At 70.9% G+C, this 20,339-nt stretch carries 18 protein-coding genes and 1 pseudogene; 5 read left to right on the top strand and 14 right to left on the bottom strand.

Annotation, left to right across the window (positions count from 1 at the left end):
- Positions 1-59 precede the first annotated feature (59 nt).
- A complete protein-coding gene (locus CD790_RS22875; RefSeq protein ID WP_144385193.1) occupies positions 60-506 on the bottom strand; it encodes a hypothetical protein in 447 nt (148 codons plus the stop codon).
- Between the two features lie 142 nt (positions 507-648).
- Positions 649-1,683, bottom strand: a complete 1,035-nt coding sequence (locus CD790_RS22870) for a twin-arginine translocation signal domain-containing protein (protein ID WP_144385192.1) — start codon at positions 1,681-1,683, stop codon at positions 649-651.
- A 525-nt stretch (positions 1,684-2,208) separates the two neighbouring features.
- Between CD790_RS22870 and CD790_RS22865 the strand changes: the two are divergent.
- Positions 2,209-3,320 (top strand): annotated as a pseudogene (locus CD790_RS22865) (ABC transporter substrate-binding protein).
- Between the two features lie 98 nt (positions 3,321-3,418).
- Here the strand turns inward: CD790_RS22865 and CD790_RS22860 are convergent.
- Positions 3,419-3,955, bottom strand: a complete 537-nt coding sequence (locus tag CD790_RS22860) for a hypothetical protein (RefSeq protein WP_144385191.1) — start codon at positions 3,953-3,955, stop codon at positions 3,419-3,421.
- A gap of 338 nt (positions 3,956-4,293) precedes the next feature.
- On the opposite strand from CD790_RS22860, the gene CD790_RS22855 reads away from it, so the two are divergent.
- A complete protein-coding gene (locus CD790_RS22855) occupies positions 4,294-4,758 on the top strand; it encodes a hypothetical protein (protein WP_186319183.1) in 465 nt (154 codons plus the stop codon).
- A gap of 225 nt (positions 4,759-4,983) precedes the next feature.
- Here the strand turns inward: CD790_RS22855 and CD790_RS22850 are convergent, their stop codons facing one another.
- Genes CD790_RS22850 through CD790_RS22840 form a run of 3 tightly spaced genes read right to left on the bottom strand, consistent with a single transcriptional unit; the run spans position 4,984 to position 7,412 of the window.
- Positions 4,984-6,198, bottom strand: a complete 1,215-nt coding sequence (locus tag CD790_RS22850) for an RNA polymerase sigma factor (protein WP_144385190.1) — start codon at positions 6,196-6,198, stop codon at positions 4,984-4,986.
- An 8-nt stretch (positions 6,199-6,206) separates the two neighbouring features.
- Entirely contained in the window at positions 6,207-6,614 is a 408-nt protein-coding gene (locus CD790_RS22845; RefSeq protein ID WP_144385189.1) for a YciI family protein, read from the bottom strand.
- Between the two features lie 42 nt (positions 6,615-6,656).
- Positions 6,657-7,412 (bottom strand): TetR/AcrR family transcriptional regulator, encoded by a 756-nt coding sequence (locus CD790_RS22840; protein ID WP_186319182.1) that lies wholly within the window; start codon positions 7,410-7,412, stop codon positions 6,657-6,659.
- Between the two features lie 206 nt (positions 7,413-7,618).
- On the opposite strand from CD790_RS22840, the gene CD790_RS22835 reads away from it, so the two are divergent.
- Positions 7,619-8,839: an NAD(P)/FAD-dependent oxidoreductase gene (locus CD790_RS22835; RefSeq protein ID WP_144385187.1), complete on the top strand. Its 1,221-nt coding sequence runs from the start codon at positions 7,619-7,621 to the stop codon at positions 8,837-8,839.
- 63 nt (positions 8,840-8,902) lie between these two features.
- Entirely contained in the window at positions 8,903-9,799 is an 897-nt protein-coding gene (locus tag CD790_RS22830; protein WP_144385185.1) for an RNA polymerase sigma-70 factor, read from the top strand.
- A 263-nt stretch (positions 9,800-10,062) separates the two neighbouring features.
- Here CD790_RS22830 and CD790_RS22825 read toward each other — a convergent pair whose 3' ends face one another.
- Positions 10,063-11,433, bottom strand: coding sequence for an FAD-binding oxidoreductase (locus CD790_RS22825; protein ID WP_144385184.1), 1,371 nt, complete (start codon positions 11,431-11,433; stop codon positions 10,063-10,065).
- Positions 11,434-11,589: 156 nt separating this feature from the next.
- Between CD790_RS22825 and CD790_RS22820 the strand changes: the two genes are divergently transcribed.
- The gene (locus CD790_RS22820; protein WP_144385182.1) at positions 11,590-12,288 is read left to right on the top strand and encodes a helix-turn-helix domain-containing protein; all 699 of its coding nucleotides are present in this window, start codon (positions 11,590-11,592) and stop codon (positions 12,286-12,288) included.
- A 134-nt stretch (positions 12,289-12,422) separates the two neighbouring features.
- On the opposite strand, the gene CD790_RS22815 is transcribed toward CD790_RS22820, so the two are convergent.
- From CD790_RS22815 to CD790_RS22785, 7 genes are all read right to left on the bottom strand, one after another.
- Positions 12,423-13,427: a HEAT repeat domain-containing protein gene (locus CD790_RS22815; RefSeq protein ID WP_144385181.1), complete on the bottom strand. Its 1,005-nt coding sequence runs from the start codon at positions 13,425-13,427 to the stop codon at positions 12,423-12,425.
- Positions 13,414-14,103: a HEAT repeat domain-containing protein gene (locus tag CD790_RS22810; protein WP_144385180.1), complete on the bottom strand. Its 690-nt coding sequence runs from the start codon at positions 14,101-14,103 to the stop codon at positions 13,414-13,416. The genes CD790_RS22815 and CD790_RS22810 overlap by 14 nt, the downstream gene beginning before the upstream one ends.
- Positions 14,104-14,281: 178 nt before the next feature.
- Entirely contained in the window at positions 14,282-15,697 is a 1,416-nt protein-coding gene (locus tag CD790_RS22805) for an MATE family efflux transporter (RefSeq protein ID WP_144385179.1), read from the bottom strand.
- A gap of 5 nt (positions 15,698-15,702) precedes the next feature.
- Positions 15,703-16,731 carry a cysteine synthase family protein gene (locus CD790_RS22800; protein ID WP_144385178.1) on the bottom strand — a complete coding sequence of 343 codons (1,029 nt, stop codon included), beginning with the start codon at positions 16,729-16,731 and terminating at the stop codon, positions 15,703-15,705.
- Positions 16,732-16,759: 28 nt separating this feature from the next.
- Positions 16,760-18,133 carry a Y4yA family PLP-dependent enzyme gene (locus CD790_RS22795; protein WP_399218070.1) on the bottom strand — a complete coding sequence of 458 codons (1,374 nt, stop codon included), beginning with the start codon at positions 18,131-18,133 and terminating at the stop codon, positions 16,760-16,762.
- Entirely contained in the window at positions 18,124-19,128 is a 1,005-nt protein-coding gene (locus CD790_RS22790; protein WP_144385177.1) for an ornithine cyclodeaminase family protein, read from the bottom strand. Before CD790_RS22790 ends, CD790_RS22795 begins: the two co-directional genes overlap by 10 nt.
- Positions 19,129-19,154: 26 nt before the next feature.
- Complete coding sequence (locus CD790_RS22785; RefSeq protein WP_144385176.1) at positions 19,155-20,144, bottom strand: TauD/TfdA family dioxygenase; 990 nt, start codon at positions 20,142-20,144, stop codon at positions 19,155-19,157.
- Positions 20,145-20,339 lie beyond the last annotated feature (195 nt).

Raw genomic sequence — 20,339 nt, 5'->3', positions numbered from 1 at the left:
GCGCCTGAGTCGGCGAGACTGAGCGTGAGTGGCGGCGGTTACCCCCATGAGCCAGGTGATCAGTCGGTGGCGACGGCCTCCACCGCGGTGGGAACGAGCACGACCTCCTGCGGGGTCCAGCAGTCCGAACGCTCAGTGGCCACTTCGGCCGTGCAACCGCGGCAGACGAGGTTCGGGCCGTCGCAGCCGTCCAGGCCGCAGCAGCCGTTCCGCCGTCCGGGCAGCGAGGTGAGCTCGGTGCCGTGCACATCGGCCCGGGCCAGGACGATGCCGTTCAGCCCCGCACGCTGGAGCCCCAGGGACGCCCCCGTGAAACCTGGCCGGAAGACTCGCTCCCCGGCCTCCGGCGGATCGTAGGCGAAGGTGCCCGGACGCATCCGCGGCGGGCAGTCCTCGCCCTCCGGCAGCGCGTACGGCACCGGGGCGCTGGCCGCATCGGGCAGCGGCACCTCTCGTACGGGTGCGGTGACATCGCCGAGACAGCGGCGGCAGCGAAAGACGACCATGCACGCCATTGTCGGGCCCCGGGCGAGCCCGGCGCCTCCCGATTCGGGGGTGCCTCCATGTCCTTCGTCAAGCGAGGCGCGGGGTCCGGTGTTCGTGGAACGTGCCGTCGCGGAGCCTCGAAGTGTTGCGGGCGTGGAGCCGTTATGCACCAGGTAGCTCGTGGTTCAGGAGGCGCGCCTTGTAGATCCACTTCGAGCGATCGGAGTGCCGGACGGTCTCATTGGGCCACATGAAGTGGACTTTGTTGTCGCCGTACGGGTTGTCCACGTCGCGAGAGGTGGTCCAGATGCCGCGGCCGCTTTCGTGGCGGGAGAAGGATTTCACCTCCCGCACGCGATGGCTCCATGAGATGGAGGGGCGGTCGCCCGCCTTGTAGATCTTGAACATGTAGTGGGACCCGGTCGCCCAGAAGAACCGGGTGTCCACGTAGTCGGGCTGGAGGTCGTGGCCGTTCTCCAGCACTCTGGACACCAGGTTCATGCCCGGCACTTCCGTCAGCTTGGTGCTCGTGCCGCGCCCCTCGACCTTGAACGCCTGGAGCCTGTTCCCTCCGTAAATCCACAGCAACTGGCGTAAGGGATCCCAGAGAACGGCGTGTGCCTGACGGAAGGGCTGTGGTGTCCCGACCCGCTTGAAGGAGCCCGGAGTTCCATCAGGCGCGGTGTAGAGCTGGTAACTTCCGCCGCGGCGCGCCCCGGGCGGCACCGGACCGGCGTCCTCGCGTCCTCTCGTCCCCACGACGATCACGGCATCCGCCGTCGGCAGGTACTCCATGCAGTGCGGGAAGATGGTGAGCCCGTGGTCCGCCCCGATCCCCTCCGAGGTGCCCTCCCGATGAATGGTCACCTGTCCGTTCTTTCCGTTGAGGTGGGCTCCGCACAGCATGAAGACGAGACCCACGCCCTTGACCTTCCGGCGGCGGAACTCCAGCGGGGCCCAGCCACCGGTGTCGAACCGCGCCCATGGCCTGCCGAAGGTTCCCTTACGAATGTCTCCGGTGTTGACGTTCTCCACCACGCCGTTCTTGGCGTCGACCAGAGCGAGGTCGAAGGTCGAGCGCTCCGCTGCGCGGGCCTGTGGAGAGGCGTGTGCTGAGGAGGCGATGGTGCCCAGCGGACCGATCGCAGCGGCGGCCGCGAGTGAACCTCCAAGGAAGTCACGCCTGTTGACGTTCATGGTCCCCCTGCCCTCGGTTCGGTCGACGTGGTCCGTGTCGAAGGGTATGCAGGGGCAGAGGGCGAGAGCGCCGCTCCGATTGTGGAAATCCCCCCACACCGACCTTCGGCTTGTCGCCGGAGCGGCCAGCCCGCGGGGTGAGCCGCCTGGCCCCCTGTCCGGAACATACCAGCCACGGGCCAGCGGGGGCGCCCTCTGGGGCCTCGCCGAACACCCCGACACCAGGCGGGTCTACCGCATTCGCCTCTGACCGCCGCACGCCCCCGGCCATGGTCGCTCCGCGCAGCCCGGCGGGCGCGGGGCAGTCGCGGCACCAGGGCCACGGCCGCTTCGTCGCCGCGGCGGCACTTCCGGCGGCGAACAGATATTCGGTTGCCTGTCGGTGAGGGCGGCGGATGCAATGTCCGGCATGATCACGCAGGTGCGCTCGCCGCGACGAGATGAGATGGACGCGTATCACCGGGCCTTGCCACTCGGCGATCTGGGCAACCTGCGACCGAATCGTCACGCGGGAGACGCCAACGCATGAATACGTCACCATCGTCATCCGAAACCGAGTGGCCTGACGGTTCATCAGTGCGGATCGGCGCTCTCGTTCCGCTGACTCGGCCTGGCTGGGTCGAGGCAGGCCGGCACTTGCTCGCTGGACTCGAGATGGCCGTTCGCGAAGTCAATGACGCCGGCGGGATCGTCGGAAGACCGCTCGAGCTGGTGGTCCGAGACACCGCGGCTGATCCACGGAGGGCTGCGGCGGCCGTAGACGAACTGGCTCGCCTGGGGGTGGCCGCCTTGGCGGGGGAGTATCACAGCGTCGTCGCTCGCGCCGCCGCCGCCAGGGCCGACGCCCTCGGCGTGCCGTTCCTCTGCTCGTCGGCGGTTCTCGACGCGCTCACCGAACAGCCGACTGAATGGGGCGCGCGCCTCTGCCCGGCGCAGTCCCACGGCTGGCAGATCTACGCAGACTTCCTCCTCAGCGCGGGCCACAGTCGAATCGCCGTAGCAGCCCAGCCGAGTGTCTACTGGGCATCTGGGGCCCGCATCCTGCGGGACTACCTCGCTCCACGCGGCGGCACCGTCATCGAACTCGACATGGGCACGCTCGCCCCCACGGCCGTGTGCGACGAACTCGTCCACCATCGTGCGACAGCCCTCCTCCTGCTGACCGGCCACCCGGAGCCGGCAGTGTCGATCGTCAGGTCCGTCCGTCGCGACCAGCGCCTCACCGAGATCATGATCGGTGCTCCGGCAGGGCAACCGGAGTTCGCCGAATGGGCGGCACTGCTGGGCGACGACGGCTCAGCGATCCCGTTCCTGCGCTACCTGCCCGAGCGTCTCAGCCCACTCGGTGCACGAGTCGAGACGGCCCTCCGCGAGCGGCTGGGCGAAGCGCCCTCCTTCGTCGCCTTCGAGGGGTACGACACGGTCACCGTCCTCGCCGACGTGCTGCGTTCTCACGGCGCGGACCGGGCGCGCATTGCCGAATCCTGGCCACGTGTCGCGGCGAAGGCACCCGCGGGCAGATCTGGTTCTCCCGCACGCCGGGCATCAGCGTTTGGCAATGGGCTTGGACGTCAGTCCAAGTCGTCGATCGGGATCCGGTGGAACCCCATCGCTTTCGGATCCTTCACACCAGCTGAGAGGAGTACGGAGAGATCCGACTGCGCAGACCTGCCCGAACTGGAGCCAGCGCTTTGCCGCTGTTGGACGGCCCCGGTTTTGGCACCCGACGGCCCGGCTAATGAATCAGGGCATTCGCACCAATGATCACTAGGCCGATCAGCATGTCGAGGCATCCCGCCCGGCACGAGGACGGCCACCGGTGCCCAGCGGTGCGGGCGGCCGAAGCGCCCAAGCCGAACAAGGCGAAGGTGTTGAACAGCAGGGCGGCGTCTACCGCCGTGGCCTCCGCCCACCACCCGGCTACCGCGGCAAGCAGTATCCCCACCGTGGGCAGCACGGCGGCGACCAGTGGCCACTCGGCGAGCACCGACCGCAGTCTGCTCGTGCTGGCCGCCCCGCCGACGGACGCACGCTGGGCGATGACGTGCGCGTACCCATGGGCGGCACTCGACGCCAGCGCGGTGAGCAGGACCCACAGCGCGTCCGAACCGGGATCGACTGTCTCGCCCGTCGCGTCCAGCGCGGCCACCATGGCGCTGGCCAGTACCAGTCCGTAGATGCCGCTGAACAGCCACTGCTCCGGCGGCCGTCGCCGCGCGATCCCCCTTGGCGCGGCGCCCTCGGGGCGGTCTTGGTCAGCGCGGTCGGGCATCGCATCGCCTCGGTGCGGGAAGAGGGCTGGGTCTGCACATGCTCACCCGCGTAACGTCGGGGAACACGACGCCACGCGAGTGAGCATGATTGTTGTGCCTAAAGGGGGCCAGGCGCCGATGTCGGATGCCACGCCGGTATCGGCCGGCACGGCACCCCAGTGGCATAGCAGCGGCGGTGGCGTGAGCGTTCGCGCACGACGGTGCAGGGGGCGGCTCCCGGGGCCGACGGGGACCGGCACCACCGCGGCCTCCTCGGCTTCCTGCCGCTCGCCATGGCCACCGTCTGCCCTGGCTTGACCACCCATTCCGACCCGCACCTGGAGAGGACCCGACACCCATGTGGTCTTCGATCGTCGCCGTGATCGGCACCCTGGCCGGCGCCCTGACCGCCGGACTCCTTCAGCACCGCGCCGCCGTCTCCGCACGCGCTGAGCAGCGCGTCGACAGCCACCGCCAGGACCGGCTCGGCGCCGTCACCGACTTCGCGACCGCCCTGGACGCGCACCGCTCGGCGATGTTCCACCGGGAGCGCCTGGCCCTGATCGAGGCCGGCGCCGAGCACCAGCTGGAGGCCCAGACGAAGTCCCACGACACCCGGACGGCGATCACCGCGCCCCACGTCCGCCTCCAGGTCCTGGTTCCCGAGTTGGCCGGCCCTGCCCAGCAGGCCGCCGATGCCACCTACGCCCTGCGCAATGCCACCGGCCGCGCCGAGCTGGACGCCCTGCGGCGTGCGGCCAAGGAGGCGTCCGGGGCCTTCATCGCCGCGGCCGCCGCGCTGCTGAACCCCGACCACCGCTGATCGCCGCGAAGGAGGCCACCGGGACGAACGCCCTCCCCGAGTCTCGCCGCGGCGCTGGCCGCCCTGGCCAGGTCCTGGGCGTCCAGCGCGGGGCCGACCGGCCCGCCCACGACTTCGCCCCCCGCGCCACGTACGCCACGTACGGCCAGGTGGCCGCCGATCTTCCACGTCGCGGCCCGGCGCATACGGAAGCGGGTGCCAGCGGATTCCACTCAGTGCGACCCGTCAGCGACATCGGCGGGCGTTGAGCCGGGCGGCCTGGCGCGTCAGGTGGTCGCGCTCGGCCAGGTTGGGTGCCTTGTGGGCCGCCTCGGCGTACAGCCGTGCCGCCGTGGCCAGGTCGCCGTCGCGTTCGTGGAGGTACGCCGCCACCGCGGCATAACGGGGTATGGGGTATCCCCTGCTCGCCGAGCTTGGGTAAGAGTCGTCCAGCGCCGCGAGCGCCGCCAGGCCGGCGCGCGGTCCGTCGGCCTCGCCGACGGCGACCGCGCGGTTGAGCCGGACGACCGGGCTGTCGGTCAGGCGCGTGAGCTCGTCGTACCACTCGACGATCTGCGCCCAGTCGGTCTCCTCGGCGGTGGGCGCGTCAGCGTGGAGTGCCGCGATGGCGGCCTGCGCCTGGAACTCACCCAGCCGGTCGCGGGCGAGGGCCGCCTGGAGGATCCCGACGCCCTCGGCGATCAACGCGGTGTCCCACCGGCCGCGGTCCTGCTCGGCGAGCGGCACCAGGCTGCCGTCGGGCGCGGTGCGGGCGGCGCGTCGGGCGTGGTGGAGCAGCATGAGGGCGAGCAGCCCGGCCACCTCCGGGTGGTCGACGGCGGCCGCGAGTTGCCGAGTGAGCCGGATGGCCTCGGCGGCGAGGTCGATATCGCCGGAGTAACCCTCGTTGAAGACCAGGTAGAGGACGCGCAGCACGGTGGCGACATCGCCGGGCCGGTCGAATCGCACGTCGGAGACGGTGCGCTTGGCCCGGCTGATCCGCTGCGCCATGGTCGCCTCGGGCACCAGATAGGCCTGGGCGATCTGACGGGTGGTGAGCCCGCCGACGGCGCGCAGGGTGAGCGCGACCGCGGACGCCGGTGTCAGCGACGGGTGGGCACACAGGAAGTAGAGCTGGAGCGTGTCGTCCACCGCGGGCGCGGGCCCGGGCGCCGGCTCCTTCTCGACGCGGTCCTCACGCCGGCGGCGGGCGGCGTCGGCGCGCGTCGCGTCGAGGAACTTGCGCCAGGCCACGGTGACCAGCCAGCCCTTGGCATCCCGAACGGCGTCTCCCCGGCTCGAGCGAGGCGGAGAACTCGGGGAAGGGTCGGCCGGCCAGACCCGGAGCGCCTCGACCAGAGCGTCCTGCACGGCGTCCTCGGCCGCCGCGAAGTCGGCTCCGCGGCGGACGAGGACGGTGAGCACGCTCGGCGTGAGGCTCCGGAGCAGGACCTCGTCCATGGGTCACGTCATTCCGTGATGGTGGGCGGCGCGGTCAGGAACGGGCGCACCTCCAGCCACTCGTGGATCGGCCTGCCGCCGGCCCCCGGCGCGGCCGACAGCTCCCCGGCCAGCTCGACGGCCCGCTCGTAGCTGTCGACGTCGATGATCATCCAGCCGGCGATGAGGTCCTTGGTCTCGGCGAACGGTCCGTCGGTGACCGGCGGGCGCCCCTCACCGTCGTACCGGACCCACGCGCCCTCGGGGGCGAGCGCCTGACCGTCGACGAACTCGCCGGTCCTCTCGAGTCGGGCCGCGAAGTCGTTCATGTACTGCACATGCGCCGAGATCTCCTCCGGCGTCCACTGGTCCATCGGCACGTCGTTGATCGAAGCCGGGGCGCCGCGGTAGTGCTTGAGCAGCAGGTACTTGGCCATCGTGGTTCTCCTCGGTGCTGGTGCGACCCATTGTGGTCGCGTTCACCCCGGGGACGGAGCCGGACGCGGGTTCTCGACATCGCCATCCGATTTTTTTGGGCCCTTTTCTGCGCGAGTTCCGCCGTCAGAGCCGGCCGGCGCACGGGGGCCGTCGCCTTGCGGGCTGTCCGCTTCGTGTTCCCTGATCGCCGCCTCCACCAGGGCTCGTGCCGCCCAGGTGATGGCCTCCTCTTCGGCCTCCGGGCCAAGGCCGCGGACGTCGCGCAGAGCGATCTGTGCCTCCCAGCCGACCACGATGGTCAGGGCCGAGATCAGCCGCTGGTACGACTCCTGGCTCAGGGTGTCGCGGAGAGGTGCGCAAGCCTGCTCCAGCCATTCGATCCGGCGGGGGCCGCGGCGCGGGGTGGCCGGCTCCGGGGTTTCGCTCACCGGTGGATCGACGGTCAGGCGGATCAGTCGGCGGCCAAGGGGAAGCGACTGCGGTGAGTACCTCAACAGCGTCCTTATGAGGGCGTCCACCCGGGCTGCGGGGTCGTCGGCGATCGAGGGGTCGGCCAGCGCCTCCTCGACCGGGGGCTCGTTGAGCGCGCCGGCGGTCGCGTCGATCAGCAGGTGGTCGAGGCTCGGAAAGTACGCGTAGACCGTGCGCCGTGACACGTCGGCGGCGGCCGCGATCTCGTCGATGGACGGCGTCGCTCCGCCGGCGCTCAGCCGGACCGCCGCGTCGACGATCGCCTTGCGGGTGCGGCGGCGCTGCGCTTCACGGCCACCGCGGCGGACTGGATCGTCACTGGTCATCGGGCCCTGTCGCTCCCCGGGTCTGGATTGGGCGGGGCTTGACGCCCCCTCAGGGAATAAGTATATCTTCATGCAGTCGCTGCACAGCAGTGCAATAACTGCACGGACGTGAACCCGAGTGTCGCGCAGGTCACACAGCCGTACCTGTCACAGGAACCGGGCCGTCGGTGTCTTGAGGCCGAACCCCTTGAAGCGGAGGACACACCATGAACCAGAACACCGATGTGGTCGTGATCGGCGGCGGGTACGCCGGCGTCATGGCGGCCAATCGCCTCACGCAGCGCGGCGACGTGACCGTGACGCTGATCAACCCGCGCCGGAGCTTCGTCCACCGGATCCGGCTGCACCAGCTGGTGGGCGGGACGGACGACGCGGTCGTCGACTACCGGGAGGTCCTGGGCGAGAGCGTCCGGCTGGTGGTCGACACCGTGACCCGGATCGACGCGGCCGGGCGCAGCGTGGCGCTGGCGTCCGGCGGCACGGTCGACTACGACTACCTGGTCTACGCGGTGGGCAGTGGCAGCGCCGATCCGAGCGTGCCGGGGGCGGCCGAGTTCGCCTACCCGATCGGCACCTTCGAGGAGGCCGGGCGGCTGCGGCCGGTCCTCGACGCCGCGCCCGCGACGGCCGCGGTGACGGTGGTGGGAGCCGGCCCGACCGGCATCGAGACCGCCGCCGAGCTGGCCGAGCAGGGCCGCGCCGTGACCCTGGTCTGCGGCGGGGTACTCGGCCCGTATCTGCATCCCCGGGGCCGCCGCTCGGTGGCCCGGCGCCTGGCCAGGCTCGGGGTGACCGTGCTCGACGGCCCCGACACGAGGGTGACGGCGGTGACCCGTGATGCCGTCCGGCTCAGTGGCGGCCGCGAGCTGCCGAGTGCGGTGACGATCTGGACCGTCGGCTTCGGCGTGCCGGACCTGGCGGTGCGCAGCGGGCTGAGCACCGACGCCCTGGGGCGCCTGCTCACGGACGAGACGCTGACCAGCGTGGACGACGCACGCATCATCGCGGCCGGGGACTCGGCGGCGCCGTCGGGCCTGCCGCTGCGGATGAGCTGCCAGGCCGCGATGCCGATGGGCGCGCGGGCTGCCGACACGGTGCTCAGCCGGATCGCGGGGGAGCAGCCCGAGACCCTCAACCAGTCCTTCGCCGCCCAGTGCATCAGCCTGGGCCGGGGCGACGGCATCTTCCAGTTCGCCAACCGGTCCGACGTCGCGGTGTGGTTCAACATCGACGGCCGCATGGGCGCGAAGCTCAAGGAAGTCGTGTGCGTGGGCGTCGTCAAGCACTTGGCCGACGAGGCGGGCAAGCCCGGCGGGTACCGCTTGCACCGCGTCTCGGGAGGGGCCACGCGACAGCGACTGCTGAAGGCCAAGCAGGCCGAACAGGCCGAGGCGCCGGCCACCGCCCCGCAGCGGGCGCGGGCTTGATCGAACGCCCGCCGACACCAAGGACTTGACGAGGATGCACACTCAGAGGACTCAGGACCGGACATGAACGACCCCGCCACCGACCCGGCGACCGAGGCGTTCGTCGCCCACCGCAACCTGCTCTTCACCGTCGCCTACGAGATGCTCGGATCGGCGGCCGACGCCGAGGACGTCCTGCAGGAGACCTGGCTGCGATGGGTCAAGGTCGATCTGGAGCAGGTGGGTGATCGGCGCGCCTACCTGGTCCGGATCACGACCCGGCAGGCGCTGAACCGGCTGCGCACCATGCAGCGTCGCAAGGAGGCGTACGTCGGCTCCTGGCTGCCGGAGCCGCTGCTCACCGCGCCCGACGTGGCCGAGGACGTCGAGCTCGCCGAGAGCGTGTCGATGGCGATGATGCTCGTCCTGGAGACGCTGTCGCCCACCGAGCGCGCCGTCTTCGTCCTGCGCGAGGCCTTCGACCTCGGCTACGACGAGATCGCCGCCGCCGTCGACAAGAGCCCCGCGGCCGTCCGCCAGATCGCGCACCGCGCCCGCCGGCACGTCGAGGCCCGCCGCCCCCGCCAGGCGGTCCCTCCGAGCGTGATCCGGGCGGCTCTGGAGTCGTTCCAGCGCGCGCTCGAGACCGGGAACCCGCAGGACTTCCTCGATGTGCTCGCCCCGGAGGTGGTCCTGGTGAGCGACGGGGGCGGCATCAAGCAGGCCGCGCCGCGCCCGGTCGCCGGCGCCGACAAGGTGACCCGCTTCATGGTCGGCGGCCTCCGCAAGAACGTGCGCCGGATCACCGTCGCCCCCACCGTGGTCAACGGCAACCCGGCACTCCTCGTCCACCTGGACGGCGAGATCGACGGTGTCATGGCGATCCACGTCGAGGACGCCCGCATCACCGGCCTCTACTACGTCCGCAACCCCGAGAAGCTCTCCCACGTCGACTCCGAAACCCCACTCACCCTCCGCTGAACGCGGGCTTCCTCGCTCACCGTCGTGCCGCCCCGTCGGTGCCCGACATGGTGCCGACGCCGGTCACGCTGCCCCGGACAACACACCAGCCCCAGGTCGCTGACCTGGGGCTGTGTCATGGAGCCGATGACGGGAATCCAACCCGCGCCATCCGTCCTCCATGTCCGCCCCCCCACGAGCGGAGGCAGATCGGTGCCGGCAAGCACCGTGGAGCCGGTCCGCACCGGCGCGATGGCCTGGCCACCCGTCACCGCCGGCTCCGCTCAACGGGGGCGGATGTTCTTGTTGTGGTGGAAGGCGTTGTCGGGGTCGTACTTGGCCTTGACATCGGCCAGTCGCCGGTAGGTGTGATCGCCGTAGGCTTCTCGAACGCGGCTGGTGTCGTCGTCGGAGTCGAGGAAGTTGACATAGACACTGTCGGCGCGGTGCGGTCGGAGGGCCTGGAGGAACCGCCGCGCCCACGCGGTCTCGGCTGTGGCGTGCTCGCCGGACTCGTCAGGGAGCCACACGCCGTCGATGACGATGTTGTGGGCCACGTCGCGACCGGCGTACGCGGTGGCGTCGCGGGGGACCCGGGCGACGGCGCCACCCATGTGGAACATCGCCGAGTACGACCGGGGCGAGCCGCCGCTGAAGGCGTGATCGGCGATGGCGGCGATGGTGTCGTCGGACAGGTCGGCGAGGTCCGTGGACTTCCAGTAGTAGTGCCACCCGTGGAGGACGGTGTCGTCGAGGGCGCCCTGGAAGGCGACGTACGGAATGGGCGCGATCAGGTCCACCAGCGGCCTCCCCAGCTGGCGCAGCGCCCGTACCGCACACTCGCCGTCCTCGAGGGCACCGGCGTAGCAGCAGACGACGGCGATGGCCGGCCGCCAGTGCAGTTCCTCGGGGATGACCGACAGTGGGGGGATGGTGCCGAGCCTGACGACGGTCCCGAGCTCGTCGGGTGCCTCGGCGGCGAAGTCCCGGTAGAAGCGCAGCACGTCGGTGGTGTCGTCGGCCGCCCAGAAGACGGGGCCGGCGATCACGGTCGGGCCGACGGGGTGCAGCGCGAACCGGAACGTGGTGACGACGCCGAAGTTGCCGCCGCCGCCTCGCAGCGCCCAGAACAGATCGGGGTGGTCGTCGGCGGAGGCCCGAAGGATGCTGCCCTCGGCGGTGACCACCTCGGCGGCCAGCAGGTTGTCGACGGTGAGCCCATGTCCGCGCATGAGGAAGCCGATGCCACCGCCGAGGGTGAGCCCGGCGACCCCGGTGTGGCCCACGATGCCGCCGGTGGTGGCCAGACCATGGGCCTGCGTCTCGTGGTCGACGTCGCCCCACAGGGCACCGCCCTGTACCCGGGCCGTGCGGTCGGCGGGGTCGACCCCCACGGCCCGCATCGCCGAGAGGCTGATGACGATCCCGTCGTCGCACACCGCGGTACCCGCCACGTTGTGGCCCCCGCCTCGTACCGCGATCTCCAGGTCGTGGGCGCGGGCGAAGCGCACGGCCGCGGCCACGTCGGCGGTCCCGCTACATCGGGCGATCAGCCGGGGGCGCCGGTCGACGGCCCCGTTCCACACGGCTCGGGCGGTGTCGTAGTCGGAGTGGTCAGCTGTGATCAGCCGGCCCCGGAACCCGTCGATCTCCATGGCGATCGCCTCCTCGCTCGGATATGGCCGACCTGCTCGGCAGTGGTCTGTCGCCACCTCCTCGTGTCCCGATCTCCATCGGATCACCGGGGACCCCGGCCGTAAAGTCAAGAATCTGTACTGCAGGGCCGATGGCGGGGGTGGGACACTGGGGTCGTGCGGAGCTATGGCCAGTACTGCCCCATCGCCCGCGGCGCCGAGATCTTCGCCGAGCGCTGGACACCGCTGATCATCCGCAACCTGTCCCTGGGCTGCGGAAGCTTCGGTGAGATCCTGGAGGGAGCCCCCGGGCTCTCCCGCACCCTGCTCTCGCAGCGGCTCAAGCAGCTCGAACGGCTCGGCGTCGTCGAATCGGCAGCCAAGCCCGACGGGCGCGGGCGCCACTACGAGCTCACTCCCGCGGGGCACGACCTGTTCAAGGTCTGTGTGTCGCTCGGCGAGTGGGGCGCCCGCTGGCTTGAGATCGCCCCCGAGCACCTCGATCCCTTTGTGGCGCTGTGGTCGATGTGCAACATGCTCCGCCGGGACCGGCTCCCGGATCGACGCGTCGTCATCCGCTTCGACTTCACCGGCCGCCGACCCCAGGAGCGGTTCTGGCTGCTGATCGAGCACGGAGACACCGAGATCTGCAAGACGTACCCCGGCCTCGACGAGGACCTCTACATCACCGCGGACGCCGAAGCCTTCATCAAATGGCACGCCGGCCAGCAAACCTGGTCCGAAGCCACCCGCGACCGTCGCATCCAACTCCACGGCCCCTCCTGGCTCGCCAAAGCCTTCCCCACCTGGAACGCCCGCAGCGCCTTCGCCCACATCAAGCCCGTCTCCCGGAACGCGGCGAGCTCGGCGGCCTGACATCTTCGACGCACGCTCCGGCACGCCTGTACCGCCTGGCGTGAGGCGATACCGCCGGGGTCATGGGCGATGCCGTGGACCTGTCGGCGGTGACCGCCGACAAGGGCCCCCCATGGCACCCCAGGAGAGGGTCGCTATCGTGCGTCGCGCAGTTGGAGAATGTATGTCGCGGTAAGAGCCACGGCCCGGTCTTCGTCATGGGACAGGTCCGCGAGGGCACGTGACGGCGTGGTCCCGGGGATGTCCGCGAGCGCCTGTGCCAGCCGTCGACGCGCGGACGATCCCATGGTGTCGCGGGAGAGGCAGTCGACGAGACCGGTGGCGATCCGATCCGCCAACGTGGGATCACTCGCCAGCGTGCTCAGTGCGTCGGCCGCGTCGGCGTCGTTCCCCTCCTCGACGACCATGTCGATGAGCGTCGGGACCGCGTCGGCCACTCCACGTGCTCCGAGCGCCAGTGCCGCGTACCTGCGGACCACGATGTCGGAGTGCGTGAGGGCGTTCCGCAGCAGTGCGGTCGCCTCGTCGTTCGGTATCTCGGCGATGGACTGGACGGCACGTTTCCGCACCTCGGCAGCGGGTGAGTCGAGGCCCTCCGCCAGCAGCGCCGGCCCGTCCTCACCCGTTTGAGCCAGAGCCCAACGAAGGGCCCCGGCGACGTTCGGGTCCGACTCGCTCAGCACGGCCTCGACCAGCGCTTCCACCGGCACGGGGACTTCCTCGACCGCGGACAGGGCCGCACGCTGCCGCGTCCCCGCGCTCGTCGACCCCAACGCCTGGAGGAGCGCGGTGGTCTGGAGGACGTCCTCCCAGCCGGCGGGTTCCGCGGCACCGATCCGACGCAGTCGTGTGAGCAGCTCCGTCTCCGCTGCGATGCGGTCTCGCGTCTGGCGGATGAGGTCGTCGACGAGCTCCGCGGGCGCGAAGCCGGGGTCGTCGAGCGCGCGCCCGACGTCGCGCAGCGACAGCCCCAACGACCGCAGGCTCTCGATGTGGAAGATGCGCCGGATGTCCTCGCTGGAATACCGGCGATAGCCGGACTCCGTACGACCCGTCGGCCGCACCAGGCCGAGCGATTCGTAATGCCTGAGCATGCGGGCGCTGACGCCGGACCGTCGCGCGACATCACCGATCAACACGGCCTACCTGCCCCTCCTGGTAGGCCCCGCCGAGGGCTGTGACGCGCTTCGCCTCCTCGATCGCGAACGCGAATCCGGCATCCGGGTCGCGCCAGAGCTGTTCCGTGGCGATCGCGTGCGCGCTCACGCGAGGGTCGAGATCCGCCGTCGCGGCGCCCAGTGTCGGCAGCATCACCTCCCCGAGCGCGATCAGCGCCCGGCTGAGGCTCAGCTGCGTCTCTACTTCGCCGCGCCCGAGCTGTGTCGCCAACACCACGCCCAACGCGTGCTCCTCGCCTTCGGGCACGAGCACGACCGCTGCCCGCCAGGCGCTCCGGGCCACCTCGTCGTCGGCGTCGGACAGCAGCGCGGGTGTGATCGCCGGCCACGCTCGCCGATCCCCGATCTTGGACAGTGTGTGCAACGCCTGGCTCCGTGCCCGCGCATGCTCCGAGCGGACTTCGTCGAGGAGCAACGGGACCGTCATCGAAGCCGCGTGGCGAGTGAGTGCCCACGTCAGCATTTCGCGCACGTGGAACTCGGGTTCGCGCGCGCATCGTTCGATGAGCTTGCCGATGAACCCGGGGTCCGGGGTCGTTCCGACCGCCAGCGCCGCCTGCAGTCGGATCGACGAGCTGTCGTTCTCCAGCCCCTGGAGAGCTCGCATGGTGTTCGTGGCCTCTTTCGGCATGGTCATGAGGGCGACCTCCTTGGCCTCAGTGAAGACCCTGTCACTGTGGCAAGGTCAAGTGAGGCTCGATGTGGCCGACGGCGTACAAGGCGAAGGGCCAATCCCGGCCCCATGCCGGCCTCACCCGCCGCAGGGCGAAGGCCCAGGTCGTAGACCAGGGCCTGGTGCGTCGTCTGGCGTCCTCTCAGCCGGCTGTCGGCGCGGGCACCGCGGATGGCGCCTCGCCGCGGCTGGCAAGGCCGCGGTTGTAGCGGCGTAGGAGCAACAGGGCGGTGGCGGCGAGGCCGGTCAGGAGGCCGAGCCAGATGCCGGTGGTGTCCAGGCCGGTGAGCCGGCCCAGGAGCCAGGCGGCGGGGAGGCCGATCAGCCAGTAGCCGATGAGGGTGACGTGGAATCCGCCCTTGGTGTCGTCCAGTCCGCGCAGCAGGCCGACGCCGATGTTCTGGGCGCAGTCGAAGAACTGGAGGACGGCGGCGATCAGGAGCAGGTCGGCGCCGATGGAGATCGCCTCGTGCTCCGATGAGGAGAGGAAGGGGCGTAGGACCAGTTCCGGGGTGAGGACGTAGACGGTGCCGACCACGGCCATGACGGCACCGGCGCAGGCCAGGGCGGTGTTCTTCAGACGCCGGGCCTCGTCTGTCCGGCCGAGGGCGAGTTCCCGGCTGACGTTGATGGAGGCCGCGTGGGACAGGCCCACGGCTATCTGGAAGACGATGTAGACAAGCTGGTTGACGGCGGTGTGCGCGGCGAGTGCCGCGCTGCCGAAGGTGCCGACCATGAGGGCGACGACGAAGAAGAAGCCGGCCTCCGAACCGTAGGTGGCGGCTATGGGGGTGCCCAGTCCGGCCAGCCCGCGGAGGGTGTCCTTGCGGGTCTTCCAGATGCGGATGTCCAGCAGGGGGGAGAGCTGGGGGTCGCGGCGCGCGGAGGCGTACAACGCCAGACAGGACAGCAGGTAGACCAGCGAGGTGGAGATCCCGACGCCGGGCAGGCCGAGCTCCGGCAGGATCCAGGTGCCGTGGATGAGAGCCCAGTTGAGGGCGGCGTTGACGGCGATGGAGGCGACGGTGATGTGCAGCAGGGCCTGGGGACGGCGCATGCCGACGGTGAACTGCCGGATGGCCTGGAACCACAGGCAGGGGACGAGGCCGGGGGCCAGGGCGTAGAGAACGGGCTTGGCCGCGTCGACCACGTCGGCGTCCTGGCCGAGCCAGGCCACGGCGTGGCCGATGAGCACCATGAGCACGGCGCCGGCGAGTCCCGCGAGGGTGGCGAGGGCGAGCGCGGCGCGCACGAGGTCGCGCACCTCCTCGTCGGCTCGGGCCCGCGACTCCTCGGTGTCGGCGGACTCGGCGCGGGCCGCCGCGGCGGCCACCTGGTTGCCGACGGCGGTGACCATGCCGACGCCCATGGTGCGCAGTTGGTTGAAGATCACCATGGCGAGGCCGCCGGCCGCCAGGGCCTCGGCGCCCATCACGCCCATCATGACGGTGTCGGTGGTGGTCAGGGCGACCTGGGCCAGTTGAGTGAGGGCGAGCGGCACGGCCAGGGTGGCGAGGGCCCGGCTGTCGTGGAGCAGGGTGCGGATCGGTATCGGCATGGGTGTCAGTTCCCGCGGAGTTTGGTCAGCACCTCGTCGATCTCGCGCTCGACGGTGGGGTCGATGAGATCACGAGCGTGCATCCAGTCGTCGTCGAAGACGGTGTCCATGTACTTCTCACCGCCGTCGTTGAGTAGGGCGACCATAGTGGTGTCGGGCCGGAGGTCCGCCATCCGGGTCAGTGCCTCGTAGACGACGCCACCGGCGGAGCCGCCGATGAGGAGCCCGGTCCTGCGGGCGACGACACGGGCGGTGGCGAACGCCTCGATGTCGCCGACCTTCACACCTTCGTCGATCAGGTCGAAGTCGACCAGGGCGCCGATGGTCGCGCCTTCGGGCGTGCCGGTACCCGACTGGTAGTAGTCGTGGGCCGGACCGCCGAAGGCGATCGACCCCTTGGGCTCCACCCCGACGATCGTCACGTCCGGGACGGTCCGACGCAACTCGCGGCCGGTGCCGCAGAGTCCGCCGCCGGTGCCGACCGCGCCGATGAGGACGTCGACGCGGCCGTCGAGGGCGGCGTCCAGCTCGCGCCCGACCTGGTGGTAGCCGACGGCGTTGGCGGGGTTGTTGTGCTGTTCGGTGAAGATGGCGTTGTCGTCCTGGCCTGCCATCTCCTCGGCGAGTTCTTCGCGGGCCGCGGTGGCCAGCTCCTCGGTGCCGTCGTCGACGACGTAGACGAGTTCGGTGCCGAGGGCCTTCATGCCGCGCAGCTTGTCGGCGCAGGCGTGGTTGTCGACGACGGCGGTGAAGGTGTATCCGCGTTCGGCGGCGATCACGGCCAGGCCGAGGCCGGTGTTGCCGGAGGTCGATTCGATGATGCGGCCGCCGGGACGGAGTTCGCCGCGTTCCTCGGCGTCGAGGACCATCTGGCGGGCCATGCGTATCTTCGCGGTCCCGGTGGGGTTGAACTGTTCGAGTTTGAGCAGCAGGCGGCTGCCGTTCTCGGTGCGGCACAGCTCGAACAGGGGGGTGTAGCCGATGAGGTCGGAGACGCGGCTGACGACGGCCGGTCGCAGGAGTGCGTGGTGCATGAGGGGCTCCGGGGGGGGAGGGGGACGGTCAGGCGGGCGGGCGGTGGTCCAGCCGCCAGCGGGTGCGCCCGCCTGGGGCCTCGACGACGACCTTGGGAGGCAGCGGAAGGTCGTGGAAGGGCGACTCGTTGGAGTCCATCTGGTAGCCGGCGGTGTTGGGGTAGACCAGCAGGTCGCCGGGGTGCGGCCGGGTGGCGAGAGCGACCTTGCGCCAGGTGAGCATGTCCGATTCCAGGCAGGTGGCGCCGCCGACGCAGGCGCGGAACGGCGACGGGGCGCCGACCGGCCGGTCGGTGAGGAGGACGGGGTCGGGCAGGTACTCGCTGTTGAACCACTGCTCGGACAGGCTCAGGCTGGTGCCGCCCACGGTGAGGATCCCGTAGCCGTCGCGCTCCTTGACGCCCTGGACGGGGAAGACGGTGCAGCCGGCCCGGTCCAGCAGGGCACGTCCGGGTTCCATCAGGAGGATGACGCCGCAGTCGCGCAGCCGGGCGGCGAGGGGGGCGCCGCGGCCGCCGGGCCGGGCGGCGAGGATCGCCCGCAGCGCGTCGGCGCCGGCGACGGGCGAGTGGTACGGGTAGAAGTCGGATGTCGCGAAGGACTTGCCCGCGTGGTAGTCGGCGGGGCTCTGCTCGTGGGTGAAGCGCTCCCAGTCGTCCGCCGCGGCGTAGTCGACGGCGAAGCCGCCGCCGATGCTGATCCGGTCCGCTCGCAGGCCCAGGGCGCGGGCTGTGAGGCACATGTCGACCAGCTCGCCCGCGAGGTCGGCGCGCGGCCGCACCGCGTAACCCGACAGATGGAAGGAGAAGCCCTCCATCCGTACGGCGTCGCCCGCCTCCCGGCACCGTTCCAGGGCGGTGTGCAGCTCGGCGTCGTCCATGCCGAAGCGGCTGTGCGGCTGGGCGGGGGGAAGCCGGCGCAGCAGCAGCCGGGCCGGGCGGGTCGTCGCGGCGAGGGTGATGAGGCGGTCGAGTTCGTCCAGGGCGTCGACCGCGATCAGGCAGCCCTGGAGGACGGCGACGCGCAGCAGGTCGTCGGCCTTGGCGGGGCCGGTCACCACGATGTTCTCGCCGCGTACGCCGTGGCCGAGCGCCTCGCGCAGCTCGCCGAGGCTGGCCACGTCGACGCCGGTGCCACCTGCGGCGCACCGTTCGATCCAGGCCGCGGCCTTGTTGGCCTTCTTGGCGTAGTAGACGCGGCCGTCGACGTCCGCCTCGTCGAGGGCGGCCCGGAACGCGGCGACGCCTGCGTCGAAGCGCTCGGGCAGCAGCAGGTGGAAGGGGCCGCCGAACGCGTACGCCAGTTCGTGCGGGAGTCCGCCGTGCAGGAGGGTGTCCAGCCACGGATCGGGGTGGGCGGGAAGCGTCAGCCCGCGGGCGCCGGGGAAGGGGATCACTGCCACAGCGGCACCCGCGTTCCCAGGCCCTGGGCGACGGCGAGCTGTGCGAAGCGGTGGCCGAGGGCGATGTCCGTGACGACGAGCCCGCTGTTGTACGCGAAGACGCGCTGGCCGTCGTCGGTACGTCCGGCCGCGCGGCCCGCCAGCACCTCGGGGAACTCGGCGTCCACCGCACGGAGTTCGCCGTTCGCGTCGGCCATGTCGGTGCCGGTGACCTTCATCTGCGCGGCGCTGGTGGCGATGACGCGGTCCGCGCGGTGCAGCGTGGAGGGCTCGATGCCGTGGCCGACGAGTATGGACAGGGTGCTGGGCCCCAGCCAGTCGGCTTCGACCGCCGCCGGGGTGTTCTGGCCCGCGGTGGCGACCACCACGTCGGCCGCCGCGGCGGCCTCGCGCAGATCCTCGACGAACTCCACCTCGCGCTCGGGGAAGTACGTGTGGAGCTGCTCGCGCACCGCGCGGATCCCGTCCGGGTGGGTGCCGAAGACCATCAGCCGCTCCAGCTCCGGCAGCGTGGTCAGCAGGAAGGGCAGGGCCAGCCGGCCCTGGGTGCCGGTGCCGATGACGAGCGCGTTACGGCTGCCGGGGGCGGCCAGCTCGCGGGCGAGGAGAGCCGAGACGGCCGGGGTGCGCAGGGATCCGACGCGACCGCAGTCCATCATGGCGACGGGCAGGCCGGTCACGTCGTCGTAGATCGTGAGAGTGGTGTAGTAGTGCTGCTTGTCCCGGTCCTCGTGCAGGCCGTGCTTGTACGAGGTCTTGATGGCGACGACGTCGCGCACGCCGTCGCGGCCGAGCATCGCGTAGGAGACCGAGTGGCCGTCCTCGGGCTTCACCGTCAGCTTGCGGGGGTTGTCCGACCTCCCGTCGGCCAGGGTGCGGTACGCCTGCTCGACGACGTCGACGACGTCGGTCAGCGTGATGTCGATGCCCGCGATGTCCGTGGCGCTGAGCACGCGCAGACTTCTGTCGTCCTCAAGTTCGAAGCTCTCGGTCATGGTGGTCCCCTTCGTCCGGTCGGTGGTTACGCGTACGCCTGGATCGCGGCCTGGCCGTAGCCGTGCTCGTCCGCTTCGGCCGCGGGGCGGGTGCGGCGGCCGGGAACTCGCACGGAGGCCCTCTTCAGCCAGCGGTCGGTGCCGTCGTAGCGCGCCTGGAACGGAACGCGTCCGTGGACGACGAGGTCGTTGTCGACGACCAGGATGTCCCCGGGCTCCAGGCTCACCGCCACCGACACCCGGGCGAGTTCGTCCCCCAGTCGGCCGTAGGCGGCGCGGAGTTCGGGGGAGGCGTCGTCAAGTGGCGTGTAGGCGGGGTCGAAGCGCAGCGTGAGACCGCCCTCGGACTCCCACACGGTGGGCACGTTCGGCGGTCGACCCGCGAAGCCCTGGGCCTCGGTGTAGGCGTCGTCGGGCAGGATCGGCAGCGCCGGGCGGGACAGCACCTCGATGTCGGAGCCGTCAAGTCGGACCCTTCGAATGCTGGCGGCGGTGGTGGCGATGCGGTCGTGGTTGCGCATACAGCCGAGCATCAGCAGGTGCGCGCGGCCGGAGTGGAAGGCGTCCTCGGTGTGCGGGCTCAGCAGGACGGTGCTGCTGGCGCCCGTCTGCTGCTGCTCGTGGCCGGGGCTGGGAACGATGTTGTGGACGAACCGGCCGTCCTGCTGGCCCTCCCACGCGATGGGGTTGCCCATCACGGTGGCGAGCAGCAGCAGGGTCACGTCCCACACCGCGCCGCTGTCCCCGGAGGTGGCCCAACTAAGCGGCGTGGGGCCGATCTCGATGTCGTCCAGGGGCAGACCCCGCAGGACGAACACGCCGTCATCGGTGTCCACGGGGCGGCAGTGGTGCCGGATCGGCTCGCTCAGACGGGCGGCTGTCTCGGATACGCGCTCCAGCAGTGCGGAGGACGTGGCGGAGCTCCCGAACTCGTCGAGGATCTCCTGTGCGGCTTGGGTGAGTTCGGCGACGGAGTGCGGGTCGAGCTGGCGTACGGGGGCGGTTCCCGTGGTCATGGATCGATCGTCCGTTTCCATTGCAGGGGGAAGTGACAAGCGCGCGAAAAGGAGGAGGCTGCGGGCGGCCACCGAGCGGGGAGCGCGCAGGGCCGAGCGGGTGTCGGCTGGTAGGGGCAGCCGCCGGGAACGTACCAATGGAACTTAGGTAAGGCAAGCCTTAGTGCGAGATGTCCTCGCGCCCCATCAGTCGCA

Origin of the sequence: Streptomyces sp. SAJ15 (genome assembly GCF_007595705.1) — a bacterium.
In the GTDB taxonomy this organism is placed as follows: domain Bacteria; phylum Actinomycetota; class Actinomycetes; order Streptomycetales; family Streptomycetaceae; genus Streptomyces.
Note: the sequence above shows the minus strand (reverse complement) of the source record. Positions and strands in the feature narration are given on the sequence as shown.